At 58.4% G+C, this 18,126-nt stretch carries 18 protein-coding genes; 11 read left to right on the top strand and 7 right to left on the bottom strand.

All coding sequences use genetic code 11. The features are described 5' to 3' along the window. Positions 1-552 (top strand): NADPH-dependent F420 reductase (locus WCA85_RS02285; protein WP_424061497.1); only part of this gene is annotated, 552 nt, incomplete at its 5' end. 190 nt (positions 553-742) lie between these two features. Then, complete coding sequence (locus WCA85_RS02280; protein WP_424061495.1) at positions 743-1,159, top strand: nuclear transport factor 2 family protein; 417 nt, start codon at positions 743-745, stop codon at positions 1,157-1,159. Positions 1,160-1,738: 579 nt separating this feature from the next. On the opposite strand, the gene WCA85_RS02275 is transcribed toward WCA85_RS02280, so the two are convergent. After that, positions 1,739-3,403: an ABC-F family ATP-binding cassette domain-containing protein gene (locus tag WCA85_RS02275; protein WP_424061494.1), complete on the bottom strand. Its 1,665-nt coding sequence runs from the start codon at positions 3,401-3,403 to the stop codon at positions 1,739-1,741. A 345-nt stretch (positions 3,404-3,748) separates the two neighbouring features. Between WCA85_RS02275 and WCA85_RS02270 the strand changes: the two genes are divergently transcribed. Continuing rightward, positions 3,749-4,489: a Type 1 glutamine amidotransferase-like domain-containing protein gene (locus WCA85_RS02270; RefSeq protein ID WP_424061493.1), complete on the top strand. Its 741-nt coding sequence runs from the start codon at positions 3,749-3,751 to the stop codon at positions 4,487-4,489. A 527-nt stretch (positions 4,490-5,016) separates the two neighbouring features. Here WCA85_RS02270 and WCA85_RS02265 read toward each other — a convergent pair. From WCA85_RS02265 to WCA85_RS02255, 3 genes are all read right to left on the bottom strand, one after another. Then, complete coding sequence (locus WCA85_RS02265) at positions 5,017-5,631, bottom strand: hypothetical protein (protein ID WP_424061491.1); 615 nt, start codon at positions 5,629-5,631, stop codon at positions 5,017-5,019. A gap of 373 nt (positions 5,632-6,004) precedes the next feature. After that, positions 6,005-7,102, bottom strand: a complete 1,098-nt coding sequence (locus WCA85_RS02260) for an alpha/beta hydrolase family esterase (protein WP_424061489.1) — start codon at positions 7,100-7,102, stop codon at positions 6,005-6,007. Positions 7,103-7,145: 43 nt separating this feature from the next. After that, on the bottom strand, positions 7,146-7,571 hold the full coding sequence (locus WCA85_RS02255) for a CopG family transcriptional regulator (protein WP_424061488.1): 426 nt from the start codon (positions 7,569-7,571) through the stop codon (positions 7,146-7,148). A 115-nt stretch (positions 7,572-7,686) separates the two neighbouring features. On the opposite strand from WCA85_RS02255, the gene WCA85_RS02250 reads away from it, so the two are divergent. Beyond that, positions 7,687-7,860 (top strand): hypothetical protein, encoded by a 174-nt coding sequence (locus tag WCA85_RS02250; protein WP_424061499.1) that lies wholly within the window; start codon positions 7,687-7,689, stop codon positions 7,858-7,860. A gap of 198 nt (positions 7,861-8,058) precedes the next feature. Here WCA85_RS02250 and WCA85_RS02245 read toward each other — a convergent pair whose 3' ends face one another. After that, positions 8,059-8,508, bottom strand: coding sequence for a tautomerase family protein (locus WCA85_RS02245; RefSeq protein ID WP_424061487.1), 450 nt, complete (start codon positions 8,506-8,508; stop codon positions 8,059-8,061). Between the two features lie 52 nt (positions 8,509-8,560). Beyond that, positions 8,561-9,061, bottom strand: a complete 501-nt coding sequence (locus WCA85_RS02240) for a MarR family winged helix-turn-helix transcriptional regulator (protein WP_424061486.1) — start codon at positions 9,059-9,061, stop codon at positions 8,561-8,563. A 246-nt stretch (positions 9,062-9,307) separates the two neighbouring features. Between WCA85_RS02240 and WCA85_RS02235 the strand changes: the two genes are divergently transcribed. Beyond that, on the top strand, positions 9,308-10,870 hold the full coding sequence (locus tag WCA85_RS02235) for an MFS transporter (protein ID WP_424061484.1): 1,563 nt from the start codon (positions 9,308-9,310) through the stop codon (positions 10,868-10,870). On the opposite strand, the gene WCA85_RS02230 is transcribed toward WCA85_RS02235, so the two are convergent. Further along, complete coding sequence (locus WCA85_RS02230) at positions 10,871-12,352, bottom strand: SulP family inorganic anion transporter (protein ID WP_424061498.1); 1,482 nt, start codon at positions 12,350-12,352, stop codon at positions 10,871-10,873. Positions 12,353-12,907: 555 nt separating this feature from the next. Between WCA85_RS02230 and WCA85_RS02225 the strand changes: the two genes are divergently transcribed. The 6 genes from WCA85_RS02225 (at position 12,908) to lpdA (ending at position 18,067) form a co-directional block, all read left to right on the top strand. Next, complete coding sequence (locus WCA85_RS02225) at positions 12,908-13,240, top strand: DUF2282 domain-containing protein (RefSeq protein ID WP_424061483.1); 333 nt, start codon at positions 12,908-12,910, stop codon at positions 13,238-13,240. Between the two features lie 65 nt (positions 13,241-13,305). Continuing rightward, the gene (locus WCA85_RS02220; protein ID WP_424061482.1) at positions 13,306-14,247 is read left to right on the top strand and encodes a DUF692 domain-containing protein; all 942 of its coding nucleotides are present in this window, start codon (positions 13,306-13,308) and stop codon (positions 14,245-14,247) included. Continuing rightward, positions 14,244-15,221 carry a hypothetical protein gene (locus WCA85_RS02215; RefSeq protein WP_424061480.1) on the top strand — a complete coding sequence of 326 codons (978 nt, stop codon included), beginning with the start codon at positions 14,244-14,246 and terminating at the stop codon, positions 15,219-15,221. The genes WCA85_RS02220 and WCA85_RS02215 overlap by 4 nt, the downstream gene beginning before the upstream one ends. Beyond that, a complete protein-coding gene (locus WCA85_RS02210; protein ID WP_424061479.1) occupies positions 15,193-16,107 on the top strand; it encodes a DNA-binding domain-containing protein in 915 nt (304 codons plus the stop codon). Before WCA85_RS02215 ends, WCA85_RS02210 begins: the two co-directional genes overlap by 29 nt. Then, a complete protein-coding gene (locus WCA85_RS02205; protein WP_424061478.1) occupies positions 16,104-16,604 on the top strand; it encodes a DoxX family protein in 501 nt (166 codons plus the stop codon). Before WCA85_RS02210 ends, WCA85_RS02205 begins: the two co-directional genes overlap by 4 nt. A gap of 65 nt (positions 16,605-16,669) precedes the next feature. Beyond that, the gene (gene lpdA, locus WCA85_RS02200; RefSeq protein WP_424061477.1) at positions 16,670-18,067 is read left to right on the top strand and encodes a dihydrolipoyl dehydrogenase; all 1,398 of its coding nucleotides are present in this window, start codon (positions 16,670-16,672) and stop codon (positions 18,065-18,067) included. The last annotated feature ends 59 nt before the right edge of the window (positions 18,068-18,126 follow it).

Raw genomic sequence — 18,126 nt, 5'->3', positions numbered from 1 at the left:
AAGGCGTTTGCCCGAAGCGGCATCGAAGTATCCGTTGCAACCACTCGCGACCCGGAAAGCTTTGCATCCGCTGCGGCCGCGATCGGACCCGAGATCATCCCCAAAAAACTGGCGGAAGCGGTCAAGGCGGACATCGTCTTTTTGGCTGTCCGTTTCGAGTCGCACGGGGATGTCGCGAAGGCGCTGCCCACCTGGAAGGGCAAGACCCTCGTCGATGTGACCAATGCCTACGGCGTGCCCCCCGAGGAACTGGGGGGACAACCTTCTTCCAAGGCCGTCGCGCAGGCCTTTACTGGCGGTAGACTGGTTAAGGGTTTCAATCATTTGGGCGCTGCCGTCCTTGACCAGGATCCGGCCATACATGGTGGCAGGAGAGTCGTGTTCCTGGCGAGCGACGATGACGGCGCCGCAACGGAGATTGGTGCGCTTGCGGAAAATCTCGGTTTCTCGCCGATCAACCTTGGCGGGCTTTCGGAAGGTGGACTGCTTGTGCAGGCGCGTGGAAATAGCTGGGGTCAACTGATCTTTAAGGACTTGGTCAAGTTCGACTGAGCAATCGTGATCGCAAATAGCGATGCGATCCTGCCTCGTGGACAAAGGGGCGCCAGAGTTTGATTGAAGCGAGGGCGGCGCCGGCAGTGAGCCGCGCTCCGATCATCTGGCGCCACGTCCTCACCGGCAGAACCACAAGGTATCCGAATAGATCGGACACGATCCGATGTAGGGAAAACGGAGAGATTCGATGAGCATCGAAGAGAATGTTCAGATTGTGAAAGATTTCTTTGCAGCAATGGGCAGCGGCGATAAGCAAGGTCTGCTCGCGTTGGTTGCCGAAGATATTGAGTGGATCATTCCGGGCGAGGACTGGCCGCTGGCCGGCACGCACCGCGGGCACGCGGGATTGGCGGAAGTGCTTCAGAAGGCTTCCGGCGAGGTAGAAATGACATACCCAGAGCCCCCCGAATTCGTGGCGCAGGGAAACCGGGTTCTGGTGGTCGGCGTCGCTACGGGGAAAATCAAAGCCACGAATAGGACATTCAAGGACGACTGGGTCTTCGCCATTACCGTTCAAAATGGCAAACTGACGAACATCCGGGAGTATATCGACACGCAAGCACTGGCGCGGGCCTCCGAGACCGACGCGAGCCTCAAGCCCTGACCCATCGAGATCGATACCACACAAAGTCGAATTCGCCGCCTGAATGTCGCCATAAGACCGAAGGGAATGTCTTTTGTTGGCCGATCACTACCTCACGCAAACAGCATGGACTTCTGAATCTCGTGTGGTCGCAAATGCATGCTCTCGGCCTGGAGTCGACGTTAGCACCTTCCAAAAGCGGACGATCACTAGCCATGTGGCGCAGCGTAAATCGGAGGAAGTACGATTTACGCGGAGGTGTCTTCCCTGCAAGCTCTCGATGAATACGGCAAGCATAGTCAACCAACGGTTCCTTGCCAGTTCGTCTAGCGAGTTCGTCTAGTATGCCGCTCGCGGCACCTGCGAGCGTGACCACTGACGAAGAGTGATTTTGGTTTAGGAAGATTTCAATCGCCGTAACCAGCTGCAAGCGCGCAATGTCGAACTTGCGGATTCTGGCATCTATCGCGCCCTTATCAGAGACGCCAACTCAACAGGTAGTACCGGATAGCGGCGCGGAACATCGTACGGCGCTATTGCGCGCTTCGCCTCCCATTTAACGCCCGCCGCCCGCCTGGGGGTATCTCAGGCGTTGACCTTCTACCCTGCGGCAGCCTCCTCGCGCATGCGACGGGCTTCGTCGCGCAGGAACTGCTGGTAATCGTCCAGATCGCCGTCGAAGGGCTCGACGCCGCCCTTGGTGACCAGCCAGAACTCATCACATACGGCGCGCAGCAGGGCCCGGTCGTGACTGACCAGCATCACCGTGCCTTCGAATTCGTTGAGCGCCATGGCTAGCGCTTCGCGTGTGGCCAGGTCGAGGTGGTTGGTAGGCTCGTCGAGCAGCAGCAGGTTGGGCCGCTGCCACACGATCATGCACAACACGAGCCGCGCCTTTTCGCCGCCGCTCATCGTGCCAACCGCCTGATGGACCGTGTCGCCACTGAAGTTGAAGGTGCCGAGGAAGGTGCGAAGCGATTGTTCGGTGCCACTCTGGCCAGGGGCGCGCATGTGCGCCGGCGTGTCCTTGGCAAGGCGGATCATGTGTTCCATCGGCGTGTCGAGCGGGCGCAGCACGTCGAGCTCCTGCTGGGCGAAGTAGCCGATGTTCAGGCCTTTGCCTTCGCTGATTTCGCCGGCAATCGGCACCAGCGCGTGAGCCACCGTCTTCACCAGCGTTGACTTGCCTTGTCCATTGGCACCGAGAATGCCGATGCGCTGCCCGGCCAGCACGGAACGGTTGATGCCCCGCACGATGACCGTGGGCGGCGTGCCCGGCATTGCGTCGGTCGGCGCGGGGTAACCGAAGCTCGCGTCCAGCATCGACAACAGCGGGTTCGGGACGTTGAGGGGCTCCTTGAACTCGAAGTTGAACTCTGCATCGGCAAGCACCGGCGCGATCTTCTCCATGCGTTCGAGCGCCTTGACCCGGCTCTGCGCCTGTTTCGCCTTCGAGGCCGTGGCCTTGAAACGGTCGATGAATTTCTGCAGGTGGGCGATCTTGTCCACCTGCCTGGCCATCGCGGCTTGCTGCAACATCAGTTGCTCAGCGCGCATGTCTTCGAACTTGCTGTAGTTGCCGCCGTAACGCACGAGCTTGGCGTTGTCGACGTGCACCGTCACCTGCGTCACCGCGTCGAGGAATTCGCGGTCGTGACTGATCATTACCAGAGTTCCTTGATAGCGCTTGAGCCAGGCTTCCAGCCAGACCAGCGCGTCGAGGTCCAGGTGATTGGTTGGCTCGTCGAGCAGCAGCAGGTCGGACGGGCACATGAGCGCGCGCGCCAGCTGCAGTCGCATGCGCCAGCCGCCGGAGAAACTGTTGACCGGCTGGCTAAGCTGCGCAGCGCTGAAGCCAAGGCCCAGGATCAGCGCCTGGGCACGTGCAGGGGCATCGTGTGCACCGGCGTCGTGCAGGGTCATATAGGCGTGCGCCATGCGCATGCCGTCGTCGCTGGACTCGGCGGCAGCTACTTCGGCCTGCGCGGCCAGAAGCTCAGTGTCCCCCTCGACTACGAAGTCGGTCGCGCTCTGCTCGGTCTCCGGCATGTCCTGCGCGACCTGGCCCATCTTCCATGCAGCGGGAATCGAGAACTCGCCGCTATCTTCGTGCAACGTGCCGTTGAGAAGGCCGAAAAAGGACGATTTGCCGGCGCCATTGCGGCCGACAAGACCAATCTTTTCGCCGGGGGTGAAGGTGACGGACGCGCGGTCGAGTACGACATTAACGCCGCGGCGCAGCGTGAGATTACGGACGGAAATCATAAGGAGCTACTTCGGAGAAGATTGGCATGATAGCCGACCGGACGTACAGGGCTGTCTTTTTTCTGAGCCGCTTGCGCTTTGCGGCGCCCACCGGCCACAAGGCAAGGCAGACCCTGGCGCACCGGCTGCGGGGCCAGCGAACAACACGGCCGATACAAGATGGAAGCCCTTCGGCCGTCAACTGTGCGGTTCTCTGCTTATTTGGCAAATTTTGTGCCAGATGACTGCTCAGCCAGGACGGAATCCGCATCTGAAAAAGAAAACGGATCATTTGTCGAATACAGCGTACGCCGTTCGTCGACCTGAATAGTTGCTAAACACGCTCAGCGAAAGGATGGAAACCGCATGAAATTTCTTCTGACGTCCGGCGGCATCACAAACGCCCGCATCCACGCTGCACTGGTTGAACTGTTGGGCAAACCCATCGCCGAGTGCAGCGCGCTGTTCATTCCCACCGCCATGTATGCCTATCCGCGCCATGCTGCCATGGCGTGGCAGGCGTTCGCTGGAAAAGCGCGAAGCCCTTTGTGCGAACTGGGCTGGAAATCGCTGGGCGTTCTGGAACTCACCGCACTGCCGAGCCTCGCCAAAAAAGATTGGGTCCCCTTGGTGGAGGAGACGGATGCCCTGTTAGTGTGGGGCGGTGACCCTGTCTATCTGGCCGACTGGATGCGTCGTTCCGGCCTGGTGGAGCTATTGCCTTCACTGCGAGACGAATTGGTTTACGTTGGCGTGAGCGCCGGTAGCATGGCGGTGTCTTCGATATTTTCAGAAAACTACACTCACCCGCCGAGTTGTCATCGCGATGCGCTGGCGTCTGAGAACTTCTCGTTCGCAACTTCGGAGGGCGAGGTCGCAAGCCTTCTGGTCACGGCCCACGGAGCAGGTTGGGTTGACTTTGCATTGATCCCGCATTTCGACAATCCGGAACATCCGGATGCCTCCTTGGAGAATGCTGAAAAATGGGCCGCCAAGATACCGGTGCCGGTCTATGCCATTGATGATCAGACCGCCATCGCAGTGAGCCATGGTGCCGTCCAGGTTGTTTCCGAAGGTCAGTGGAAGTTATTTTTGCCAACTGCGTAGAAGGCGCATGCGTGGCGGTGAAAAAAGAAAAATCCCTCGTTTAACCCGAGGCGGTGAGCCCGGCGGCGTTAAGCCGCCATGATATTGTGCGGAGGTCTGTTCGCGACCCAGAATGGGACTTTCAAGTCTGTGGAAAGCGCCCATTGACCACGTTACATACGCGTCGACCGGGTCCTTTGAAGGATAAACACGGCAAGGGCAAGAATCGGCCCGATGCAGGGTTCCCACAGCATCTAATGTAGTCGTAACGTATCTCGCTGAACTTGTCGACGATTTGACCGTTCGAGTCGATTGTCTCTTCCTGGCCACGAGTTGCCCGGAGGGGACAAAGGCGGCACGCCTCGTGGAGCGTACGCCCAGTCGGCGGTCCGGTGATGACGCAATTATTTCGCGCGGTCGAAACACCAGCGCTGCAAGGAGGCCGTCGTTCCCGGTGGCTCCCGCGGGTGCGAATCGATAATCATTTGCCGTCCAAACATTAAGTTTTGATACCGTCTACAAGAGCGCGGCGCTCCCCCGCGCTTTGCTCAACCCTTTAACCTGGCTGCCGGCGGGATCGGCAGGATGATTTCCGACGCGATTCGCCATTCCTGGCCGGCCTTCAGCCAGTCGACGATCAGCAAAAATGGTTTCGGCGTGCCGTCCCGTCCCGCATAAGAGACAGTTATGGTCAGCGGCGCATATGACTCCGCGACCTCGTGCGTTAGACCGACCACTTTCAGCTTCGCGTAATCGGGCTCGAGCACCACCGGCCCCGACACTGCGATGTCGTGCAGCTTCCTGTCGATAGCTTCGTTGCCCCAAAAACCGGCCCAGTTGCCTTCAGACTGCACCGCGCTCTTCGCGACCAGCAGCGCCGACGTCGATTGCCAGAACATATTGTGAATAGCGCCTACGTCATGATGGTTGTCGAGATCCATCAGGTGATGGAAGCGCGTCTTGACCGTTTCGAGCGCCTGAGCGTCAAGCGGGTCGGGCGATGCGGGATTGGCGAGTGCGGCCGAAGCGTTCAGGACGGCGACAACAAAAATCGCCACGATCAAAGGGCCTAACGCCGCGATTGTGTAACCCACGCATAGAACGAACATGGTCCAGGCGTGCGCCTCCCCGGCTGTCTTCGTATTGTCTAGAGGGAGCATCATGCCCAACGCGAAGCACATACCCTGTCCGAGCGCGATCATCACGACAAAAACGATTGGGTACGAAGTCGGGGCAAACGCCAGTCCAACGAAGCCGCCATCGTGCTGACAGCGCCCATCGCCAGCGAAAGACGCCTGTCGGCCAATTTTTCTGCGACCGCCCCCGCCGTCCACGAAGAGTCACGATTACCCTGACTATTAGTCGGTTCCTAGGGTCCTGGCCGCTCTGGCTCGCAACGAGGCAGACAATGAGTCTCGACTACTGGGCCGAGAAAGTTGGAGGCAGTTCAAGGACATTGATACGCTTGTTTATCAAGGAAACGGGCCTTACATTTCGGCATTGGGTTCAACAATGTAGTTAGGATAGCCGACCGCATTATTGCCGTTGCGGATGTTCCAGAAAGAAGCGCAGCATTTCGGCACTTGCGTCCGGACCGGCGGGGTCCGTGTAACTGCCTTGTGCATTGCCGCCTGCCCATGCGTGCGGTGCTCCATGAATGGTCCACAACTCCGCATCGATACCGTCGCTGGAAACCAACCGCGAGACGGTACAGGCACGTCGGTTCGCGTCGACCCGACGCCCTTCGCTACCGGCATCTGGCCGCGCGTCGAAGCTATGCACGAGCCGCATGGCATTGGCTATGTGAACCGTGGCATCGGCGTCACCATGAAAGACGATCATGGGCCGTTGCGGTGACGAGTCCGTATCGAGCTTCACACGCCTTGCTTTTCCGGTGTGTTTGCCCCCCTTCATCGCCGCGAGCGCAGAGGGTAAATCGTGTGCGCACCCTGCCGGAAGACCGGAATGCACACCGGCAGCGGCGTACAGCTCGGGATACGCGGCGATCATGATCGCCGCCATTGCGCCCCCCGCGGACATGCCCGCGACGTACACGCGCGCAGAATCGACGTTGTGGGCCGCAATGATGTCGCGCGTGATACCTGCGATCAATGACGGCTCGCCGCGCTCGCGATGCTGATCGTCAGGTTTGAACCAGTTCCAGCACTTCGAAGGATTGGCCTGCTGCGGTTGCACCGGATAAGCTACAAGACATCGATGCCGCTCAGCAAGCGCGTTCATCTGCGTGCCTGCCGCGAAATCGTCGGCGTCCTGCGTGCAGCCGTGGAGCATCACAATCAGTGGCAACGGCTCGCCGGTGGCCCCCGCCGGCACATACAGCCGATATTGACGGCGGCCGGCGGCATTCGAATAAGCATGCGTGCTGAAATGCCCTCGATCCTCCACGTCAATGCAGTCTTCTGGTGCCTTGTGCGCGGCTGCTTCCTTTGTCTTTGCAAATGGGAAGGCGACGGGCTCCGGCGCCTTGTCCCGCGACGCAGTTTCGTTTCCTGCACCGGCGCGCTGCCCTCGCAGGGCGCGTTGTATCGCTTCTGTCGCTTCGGCAGCGCCGCGCGTACGTAGCAAGGTCATCGCTTCGCGCATCGAGTTCAGGAAGCCTTCGTTGAGTTTCATCACATTTGTCCGTTTAACGGGGTTGGCGTTGGGCGTTGCGCAGCTAGTGGATTCTGCCGGCGAGCGCGTTCTTGACGGCGGCCGTTGCGTGAAAAGCTCCCAGCACTACAACGCTTTCGATGGTCTCGAGCGCGAGTTCCGGAGAGACGTCGGCGGCGATGCTCGCCAGTCCCAGCACCTGAATGTTGAGACGCTCGCGAGCAGCGCGAACCGCCTCGAGGTCTTGCCTCGAAAAATGCTGCAGCCCGAGTACGAGCGCACGACGTGCAACCGTTTGCTGAACGACCTGCGCATGTAGTGCGAGCTGGTTGCGAATCGCCGTCCGGATCAGATCGGTTCGGTTCGAATAGAACCCTTCTTCAACCAGAAGATCGATCTGCCCGAGATCGACTGGGCCGAGGTTGATCGTGATCTTTTCCGAGTCGCCGCCTTTCGAGCGAGTGGTGTCGAGCACCGCCGTTTTTTTCATTTTCCCATCCATTAACCATCCATGTGGATGTTTATAGGATGGTTTAGGGTGCATTGCAACATAAAAATTTAGGGTCGAGACGTCTTCTTTACGTGCCTAGCCGCTCGCGTCAACGATCGAAGCTATTCGCAATGCAGTCTCGAAGGCGGGAGCCCACCTATTCGTGAACGCTCGGTGTGACGCGTATCTTGCGAAGCTGGTTGAGGACTCGAAGCTCACCGACGAGTCGATCGCACGAGCCAGGATGTACCTCTGGGGAAGGCGGAACGGCTTGCACAAGACTTTCTGAAAAGCGGCCGTTCCGGGCCGATGTCTGAGGGCTATATGCCTCACTCGCAACTACAGCGTCTCTTCACCGGCGAGTGACCAGAACGCGGTCGCAACGCTCCAGTCAATTTTCACTGCCGTAGCCTGCACTGTGCGCGAAAATGACGAGTGGCGGGAGTGCGATCATTCCGCTCTGATCGCACCGTCTCGCGATTGCTTTTCATCCTTGTGCTTCTGCGATGCTGAGCAGATATTTCCTTTCCGCTTCGGGCAACGCCTCGAACCACTCTCGCTCAGTGCCGGGTTGAGGCAGAACCTGACCGTATTCAATCATGTTTTCGGGCGGCAACTCAGAGATGTACGCCCAGATAAACCGCCGCTGCATGCCTGTAATGCGCTCTACTGACTGCAAGATGTCAGTGAGTAACTGCGCTTTCTGTTCAGGCGTTCGTCCCGCGCGTATATGGCCATGAACGAATATCTGCCCAGTCTCGATCTTTACCCCACCCATGAAATGGTAGCCCTGCGGAATATCGCTGAACATCACCTGAGCGAAGAAACCCTGCGCACCTGTAGCGCTGCTGTGAGCGCGTGTGATCTCTCTCGCGATACCAGCTTTGGCATCATCGGTAAGCAAGCCAGTTGTAGAAGATACGATGTAGGTCGGCATTTCATGTCTCCTTGGAGCGTGGAATTACGCTATGCAGCGACGGATAAAATCCTCAACAGCGGTCGCGAAGGTGACCAGGTTTCCCCACATCTTTCCCAAAGCTGGCCGCGAAGTCATCCGACAGCAGCAATTCCAGCATGTTGTGCAAGGCTTCGGATTCAATTCGTCCGAATGCAGCATCAAAACCTGCTTGCGCCTTGCGCCACAAGACGTCGGATTCAGCAAGCTTGGCACGCCCCTCGGACGTCAAGCTGATCAGCCGGTGCCGTCGGTCCTCAGGATTCACTTCGACGGTGATGAAACCGTCGCGCTCGATCGGTCGGAGCGTATGCGCGAGTGCACCCGGGTCCATCACTAGCGCGTCGGCGAGCGTACCGACATTAGTAGGCTCCGATCGGCCTATTTGCGCAAGGATTGCACGCTGCGTGGTCTTCAGACCGCACGGGGCAAGCGCCGTGTCATAGAGTTGGGAAATGCGCCGCGTCGCCTTGCGCAGCGCCGTGCAGTTGCAGCGCCCATCTTTCGTCTTACGTTCGGCCGTCTTCGCCATCATCACTTTCTCCCTGCCGCGTCTTGCGACTTATTACCAGCATATGCTGGCAATTGACACGATGCAAGCATATGCTGATAATTGTCCAGCATCGACTGTCCGTTCGTGGAGATTAGCCATGCCGCTCGTTCGTATCAATCTCGAGAGAAGCAAGGGTACCGGCTATGCAGCCATGCCCAGCCTGCGTGTTCGCGGAACGACCGCTTTCAAATCATCATCACACGCGCTACGGCGTGAGGGCATAGTCAGATGAATCACTTCCTTGCTCCCGAGCTGGAGGCACTAGTGAAGCGCCGCGAATGGCTGGTACTGATCTGCACGTCAGCGCCGTCGTTCATGCTTCAACTGGACGCGAACATCGTTTCGGTGTCTTTGCCGTCAATCGCACGTTCTCTCCACGCCGATTTTGCCGGTATCGAATGGGTCATCACGGCTTATATGCTGAGCTTCGCATCGTTGCTGATGCCTGCTGGAGCGTTAGCCGATCGCTTCGGTCGCAAGCGATTGCTTTTGATCGGCCTGGCGTTGTTCACGTTTGCATCGCTTCTGTGCGGATCGGCGTGGAACTTACCGGTGCTAATCGCTGCGCGCGCTTTGCAGGGCGCGGGTGCCGCGATGCAACTCAGTGCGGCCCTGGCCACGCTTTCACACTTCTTCCATGGCGAAGCACGTGCCCGCGCGTTCTCCTTCTGGGGTACGGTTGTCGGAATCGGGATCGCGAGTGGCCCGGTGGTGGGGGGCCTCGTCACGCAAGCATTCGGCTGGCAATGGGCTTTCTACGTAAATGTGCCGATTGGCATCGCGCTCCTGGTCATGATCGCGCGCGTGATCGAGTCCTCGCGCGACCCACATGCCATGCGGCTCGACCTGCCGGGTGTCAGCTGTTTTGCGAGCGCACTCTTCCTGACGACACTTGCACTGATTGAAGGCAATCAGCGTGGCTGGCACGACCGTTGGATTATCAGCGAACTCGTTGGTGCATTTGTGTTATTCGCGTTGTTCGTTACGGTCGAACAACGTCAGGCGAGGCCGATGCTTGATCTGTCGTATTTCCGCAAACGGACTTATCTCGGTGCGACGCTCGCGCAGTTTGCGTTTTCGGTCGGCTTGCTCACAATGCTGACTTTCGTGCCGATCTTCCTGCAAAGCGGTCTCGGCGAAACTGCGGCCACCGCTGGGCTGATGATGCTGCCCATGGTTGTGCCCCTCTTCATCGTGCCTCGCGTCGTGTCGCGTTTTCTGGCTCACCGATTGTCTGGACGCGCGTTGCTCGCACTGGGCTTGCTGCTGGTCTGTGTCGGACTATGCTGCTTCGCAGCCGTGGTAACGCTGCTTTCGTATGGGCCGCTGATTATCGGCATGCTTGTCACCGGGATTGGCGCCGGCTTGCTCAATGGCGAGACCACGAAAGTTGGCATGACAGTGATTCCAAAGGAACGTGCCGGCATGGCGTCGGGCGTATCGGGCACGACACGCTTCACCGGTCTCGTGATTGGCATCGCGGCGCTCGGAGTTGTGCTCTATGCTCGCGTCAACAGCATCGTCACACTGGCGATGCCGACGGTTGAGTCGACCGAGCGCCTTCGCCTGGTGCAGGACATTGCCGCTGGTCGCCTTGCAAGCGCGACGCTGCCTGGATGGGACGCAACCGCATTACACGCGCTGGCAGCGTCCAGTTTCGCGGGAGGTTATCAGGCGCTGTTCGTAGTCGCTGCGTTGTTCATGTTGCTCGCGACAATGCTGACGTGGACGCTGGTGAATCCAGCTGAAACGCCATCTGTCAGCGCTCCCGTAGCCCAGCGAAACAGATAGTCACATGAGCGACACCCCAGCCCGCTCGAGGATGTGTTGATTGCGCGGCGAAAGGTTGATGAATTGCAAATGCCTTCCGGCTTTTTTATAGCGCCCCTTGAGCGCTTCAAATGCGGCGATCGCAGAGTGGTCGGCGACATGCAAATGCTGGCAATCAACGACAACCTGGTCAGGGTCGACTTGTGGCTTGAACAGGTCATGAAAATTCGCAGTCGACGCGAAGAATAACGTGCCATGCAGGACATAGGTTCGCGCATCTTCGCCGCGGCTTTTCACCTCAACTCGTATCTCTCGCGCGTGTTGCCATGCGAAGTTCAGCGCGGCGATGACGATACCGAAAAGTACGGCAATGGCCAGGTCAGTAAAAACGGTGATGACCGTCACGGCGATGATTACCAAGGCATCGTTGCGGGGAACCTTGCCTAGTACCCGCAGCGATCCCCATGCGAAGGTTTGTTGAGCAACAACAAACATCACACCAACCAGCGCGGCCAATGGAATACGTTCGATTAGCGGGGAAAGGAAGAGAATGAAAAGAAGAATCATGACACCGCTCGTCACACCGGAAACGCGACTACGGCCTCCTGACGTCAGGTTGATCATGGTTTGACCGATCATCGCACAACCGCCCATGCCGCCGAACAGTCCCGAAACCACATTTGCCACACCGAGCGCGAGGCATTCGCGATCGGGCTGGCCCAGGGTCTCGGTGATCTCATCGGTCAGGTTGAATGTCAGTAGTGTCTCAAGCAGTCCCACAATGGCCATGAGCGTTGCGTAGGGCAAGACAACCATCAAGGTCGCGAGATCGAACGAAACCTGTGGCAAATGAAGGCTCGGGAAGGCGCCCGCGATATGCGCCATATCGCCCAACGTCCGCACGGGCCAATGCATGAACTGACTGATCAAGCCCACACCAACGATGGCGACCAGAGCGGGCGGCACGGCCTTTGTGACCTTGGGCAACAGGTAGACGATTGACATCGTCAGTACGACCAATGCGCACATCACCACTAGCGGTGTCCCCTGCAGCCAAACCTCACCTTGGGGCGTTGCGCGTTTGAAGTGCTCTAGTTGCGCCATCGCGATGATGATGGCCAGGCCGTTCACAAATCCGATCATCACAGGATGCGGCACCATTCGAACCAGTTTTCCCAGACGCAATAGCCCGAACAACATCATCAACACGCCGCTCAACACCACAGTGGCCAACAGATACTGAACGCCGTGCTGAACGACAAGCGCGACGATGACGACGGCCATCGAGCCCGCCGCCCCCGAAATCATTCCGGGCCTGCCGCCAAAGATGGCTGTAAGCGCACAGATGATGAAGGCACCGTACAGCCCCATCAACGGATTGACGTGAGCGACCAGTGCAAAGGCAATGCATTCGGGAACAAGCGCGAACGACGATGTGAGACCCGCAAGCAAGTTGCTGGGGACGTTTGCCAACCACTGTTCTCGGAGTGATTGAATCTTCATGAAATGTGTTCCGCAGTCAGATGAAAAGCACTCGGCGTCCGTAAGCGGGCGCGGAGATATTAACGATTTTGTCGACCAGGGACCCTCAGGCTCAAATACAACGAGATCGCGAGGCAAACCTTGAACAGCCCGCCGTCGAAAATTTGAACACCGGAACAGTGCCGGGACATCCATAGCTGTTACGTGGTCGATCGCGAAGAATCGTTGACGCCGAGTATAACAACACCCCATGAAACGGGGATGTAGTCGGTTGGCACTCCGTGAAAGCCGACTCGATAGGTCATAGCGGCATTGCTGCCGGGAATACCAGAGGCGACCATAAACCACCGCCAGACGTGCCCGGCGCAATCTGGTACCAAATGGCACAAGACCGTGCAATCTTCTCCCGCTCCTGATTCCGTATGCTAACTGTGCTGCGACGAGTCATCGCTTGCATGCCAGGTTTGAACCGGGCGTAACCGTTTGTCCATAGTTTATCCATACCCTGCGCACAAGCGAGAGCCTGGTCGTTGCGCCTTCAGGATCGCTGCACTCTTTTAACGTTGGAGAAACCGTATGGCCGATTATAAAATCAGCACTCTCGTCGTCGGTGCTTTCGCCACCGCCCTTGCCGCCATTTCGGCCACGCCTGCGGGTGCGCAGGAGTTCACCGAAGCACAGAAGAAGATTCAGGCCGAGCATACCGCGCTCGTCAAATCCGGCAAGGTCGAGCCGTGTTTCGGCACAGCCCTGAAAGGGCAGAACGACTGCTATGCGGGCGCGGGCACCACCTGCGCCGGGACCAGCACGATCGATTATCAGGGCAACTCATTCAAGCTGGTCCCCACCGGAACCTGCACCACCATTTCTACGCCGAAGGGACCCGGTAGCCTGTCTCCCAAGGCCTGAGATCGATCGGTGGCCGGGCACTGTCACACCCGGCCGCGCTGTTCTAACCGCAACAACGGCGAGCCATGGTAGAGCTATTTCCTCAGGACACCAAACGGCGTCTGCCTCAGCGCGCCGGAGTTGGGCTTAAAGCCGAACATTACCGCACGATTCTCGAATCGCGGCCGGACATGGGCTTCTTCGAGGTTCATGCCGAAAACTATATGGGCGCAGGCGGCCCACCACATCGCTTTCTGTCCGCGATATGCGAGTCCTACCCGCTCTCCATCCATGGAGTCGGTCTTTCGATTGGTGCTGACCACCCCCTTGATCCGGGCCATCTCCGACGGGTGAAGGAACTAATCGCACGCTTTACACCGGGTGTGTTTTCCGAGCACCTGGCCTGGTCCAGTCACGACTGCGGCTTTCTCAACGACCTGCTACCGCTTCCGTACACTGCACAGAGCCTGGCCCGCGTCGTGGACCACATTGATCAGGTGCAAGAAGTCCTCGGCCGGCAAATATTGCTGGAAAACCCCTCTACCTACCTGTCCTTCGAGGAAAGCAGTTACTCAGAGGTCGGCTTCCTCGCCGCCGTTGTGCAGCGGTCGGGATGTGGCCTGTTGCTCGACGTCAATAACGCCTACGTTGCGTCGACCAATCAACAGTGGAACCCTGTCTCCTATCTCGATGGATACCCGCTCGCGGCCGTGCAACAAATCCATCTTGCCGGTCACGCACAGGAGGCAGACGAAAAAGGTCGGCCACTTCTTATCGATACCCACGACCGTCACATCGCAGACATCGTGTGGGATCTCTTCGCACGAACGATCAGCAGAACCGGTCCCCTTCCGACATTGATTGAGTGGGACTCCAAGGTACCTGACTGGTCAACGCTCGCAGCGCAAGCAGAGCGGGCTGACGCCATCCTTCGGGAAAGCGCGCAACCTGCGAGTGTCGACCACATTACAAGCGGACGACAGGTCACCATTTCGCAGCACCAGCTGACAGAGGTACGACCACTATGATCAAGCGGCAAGTTCTTGTCTATTACGCGTGGAGTCGGCCAGGCGAGATCAGTGCGCCCCTCCATGTGATCGACGATCGGTTTCCGGCGCTTTTTGAAAGTCGCAGGATGGCTTTTCCGCGATTCCATGAACTCTCGGATCCCAGTCGGTTTGACCAGAGCATCGCGGGTTTCCTCGACAACATCATGAAGCCCAACTTCACCGCCTTCGTCGATCTGGCGGCAACGCTGACGGACCAGAGCGTGACCGAGATTGAGCGTGTCGCGGACGACGAGACGCTGACCCCGCTTGATGCGAACATACTCAGCGGCGTAGACACGCTGATCGTCATCAGTTTCGACTCGCTCAGGACCGCTCAAACAGCGGAAAGCGCAGAGATCGAAGCGGTCCGCGCATTCCTTGGACAAGCCGACAATCTTGCTTTTATCTGCCCGCACCATGACATCGGCGATGTAACGGAACGCCCTGAAAACGACCAACTGCAACGTCAGATCACGGAGTTCGAACACCACGGCGATAAGACCATCCCACCGCGGCAACGGTTCGGTGGCTTCGCACGTTCGCTGCTCGCGGGGCTCGGGGTGCCAGTTGAAAACCGCTTCGGACTCAGACCCGCGCCCGAACCAGACGGATCTCCAGCGCCGATTAAAGCTGACACGACGTTGGATCGATTAGGTCTGCTTCAGAGGGTGCGCACCTTCAATCTGCATCCGCATCTGCCGCAGCTCGAGCGCCTCGGCGCAGCTGTTGACAAGCTTGACGTCCTCGCCCGTCAGCGAGTCGATCCCACTGCCCCGCCGCATCCTTTTACAAATGACCGCGCGACATTTGATGCTCTCCTGCAGTCTCGCGCCGATACGTTCATTGGCAGCCTCCTCGTTGGCGATACCACACTCTGGAGTTCAACCGCTGGCGGTGTCGACAGTCTCCGCGAGTTGTGGACCAATGTCGTCCAACGCCCGCTTCGGTCGTGAGGGGTTTATGGCAGCCCAAAAAACACTTCAAGCGTCTGCCAGACAGTTGGACGGTAGAGCCGACAGCAAAGGCTTGAGCCCCAATTGTTTGTATGAACGCCAGAGGAAGTTCGCCGCAGCGCTGCTGGATCCCACCATGCCCGTACCTTGCGGCCTGGTTGGCCCCGATCGGAAGCCAAGCGAGAAACGATTCAACGTCTATCGGAACAATGTCATAGCTGGTCTCGTGGAGGCGCTAGAGGCTGCCTTTCCTGCCGTGCGCCGCATCACAGGCGATGAATTCTTCGCGGCGATGGCCCGTATCTACGTCTCGCTCGCCCCCCCGAGGTCACCCATCATGCTTGACTACGGTGAAACGTTCCCAAATTTCATTGGATCGTTTGAACCGGCGAAGTGTATTCCATATTTGCCGGATGTCGCCCGACTCGAGCGGGCATGCGTGGAGGCGTATCACGCTGCGGAGGCGCCACCGATCGACCCAGCCATGTTTGCCACGATCGATTCTCAGACCATTGTGCAAGTTAGCCTTACGCTGCATCCCTCGGTACGCGTAGTACGGTCGTCGTTTCCCGCCGTCCAGATATGGACGATGAACATTGACGGGGGTATGTCCGCTACGCTCGACATATCTAGCGGGGGCGAGAATGCGCTTGTCGCGCGCCCCATTGCTGAGGTCGAGGTGCGCCGACTGCCTGCTGGTGCAGCGACTTTCATCCAGGGCCTGGCGGCGGGCGCTTCGGTTTCAGTTGCGACGATCCGCGCACTCGACGACGATTCCAGTTTCGACCTGTCAGGCGCACTTCGAGATCTATTTTCGGTCAATGCGATCGTCGGGTGGAACACGCGAGAGGATTCCGATTTCGCACAGATTGCGAGGCACGCATGAACCAGTTCCATGCACGGGCGAAAGACCGTTTTGAACTGTTGATTCGCGCAGCGTTCGAGCAAATCCAGGCGGTTGGGTGGGTCCTCGCTCCGCCAATGATGCGGATTGCGCTCTCGCTTCCGTTCTTTCGATCTGGCCTGACGCGATGGGACGGTATCTTGTCCCTTTCACCGGCAACGCTCTTCCTCTTTGAGAATCAATTCAAAGTTCACCTTTTCGGGGGAGCCTACAGTTTCCCGGCTCCTGACACGATCGCACTTGTCGTTGCCTTGGCAGAGATTACGCTCCCAGCTTTGCTCGTGCTGGGCTTTGCGACCAGGCTCACGGCTCTCGCGCTGCTGGTAATGACCGGAGTCATTCAATTGGTGTTCCCTGACGGCTGGGCGAATTTCCATCTTTATTGGGCATCGCTTGCCGTGGGGATCATGGCGGTGGGGCCCGGGTTCCTGTCTCTGGATCGCTTGATAACCCGCTGGTTATATTCACAGAACACTTGAACATAAGGCCAATTCCAATCCCGTTCATTTCTCCTCGTTAGTGGGAGTTCAGGGCGCAAGGGCTGATGAACCATTACGACGTCATCGTGATTGGGTGCGGGGCGGCCGGCTATAACACCGCGATTCGAGCGGGCCAGCTTGGCTTTTCCGTTGCATGTGTCGAACGAGCTTCGAATGTCGGTGGAGCAGGAATCCGAACGGGATGCATTCCGTCCAGATTGTTGCTCCATACTTCTGAAATCTACCAGTTGGCCAGCAAGGGAAAGAACACTTCACTAGGAATCGATGGTGCACCCACGCTCAATCTGGTGCAGATGATGGCCTACAAGGCAGCGACCGTGAAAAAGATGTCGAAAAGCATTCACACACTGCTGCGTAAGCAGGGCGTCACGCTCATTTATGGCAATGCGCTGCTCGCCGCAGCAGGTCAGGTCGTCGTCAAGAAAGCGGGCGGCGTGCAGCAAACACTGTACGGGACCGCCCTCGTTATTGCCACGGGTTCCGAGCCGGTCCCGCTGCCTTTTGCCGCTTTCGATCACACGCGTATTCTCGATTCGGCTGATGCCTTGTCGCTCGATCGCCTACCGCAGCATCTGGCGATTGTCGGCGCCGGTGCTGTGGGAGTCGAATTGGGATCAATCTGGCGTCGCCTGGGCTCGCGAGTAACCCTCATCGAGCGCCGCGACCGGATATGCCACTGGCTCGATCGCGATGTTGCGGTCGCTCTGGAGCGGTCGCTAAAGCTACAAGGCATTGATGTCAGGTTGTTGAGCGACGTAATTGGACTCGATAAGCACTCCAACGGTGTTTCCATCCGGCTGCACACCACAGAATCTAACGAAATCACTACGCTCGACGCAGAAATGGTGCTCGTCGCTATCGGCCGCCGACCATCGACAGCCGACTTGAACCTTGCGAGCGTTGGCCTGCAAGCCGACCCGGAGGGCGTATTGCCGCCGCACGGATCCATATCGGGGCCCGGAATCTGGGTGATCGGTGACGCCGCCGCAGGCCCAATGCTGATGTCCAAGGCCGAAGAAGAAGCGATAGCTTGTGCCGAACGGATCGCCGGCCTTCCAGGATTCGTCAACTACGCTTCAATTCCCTACGTCCTCTACACCAATCCCGAAGTCGCCATGATCGGGAAGACCGAGGACGAGCTTGGAGCCACCCAGGCGGCCTATCGAGTTGGCTATTGTCCGCTTTCAGCGAATGCGCGCGCCGCAATCTGCAATACGTCTGAGGGTTTTGTGAAACTGCTGATCGACTCGCATACGAATCTCATCGCGGGCGCGCATCTCATCGGCCCGGGTGCAGCCGATCTGATTTCACAGGTCGCCATTGCAATGGAGGCGTCCATGCTTTGCGAGGACTTTGCTCGAATCTGTCACCCTTACCCCGCCTGGTCAGAGGCACTACGTCAGGCAGCAATGGCAGCAGGCGGGTGGATGATGCACGCGTAGCGCTTGTGATCCTTTTCCACCGAGAGGGGTTCTTTCTAACCAGATCGAGAGAGGGCGGC

Source organism: Paraburkholderia sp., assembly GCF_049581445.1.
GTDB lineage: Bacteria > Pseudomonadota > Gammaproteobacteria > Burkholderiales > Burkholderiaceae > Paraburkholderia.
The sequence above is the reverse complement of the archived record's forward strand: the minus strand, read 5'-3'. Positions and strand labels throughout refer to the sequence as shown.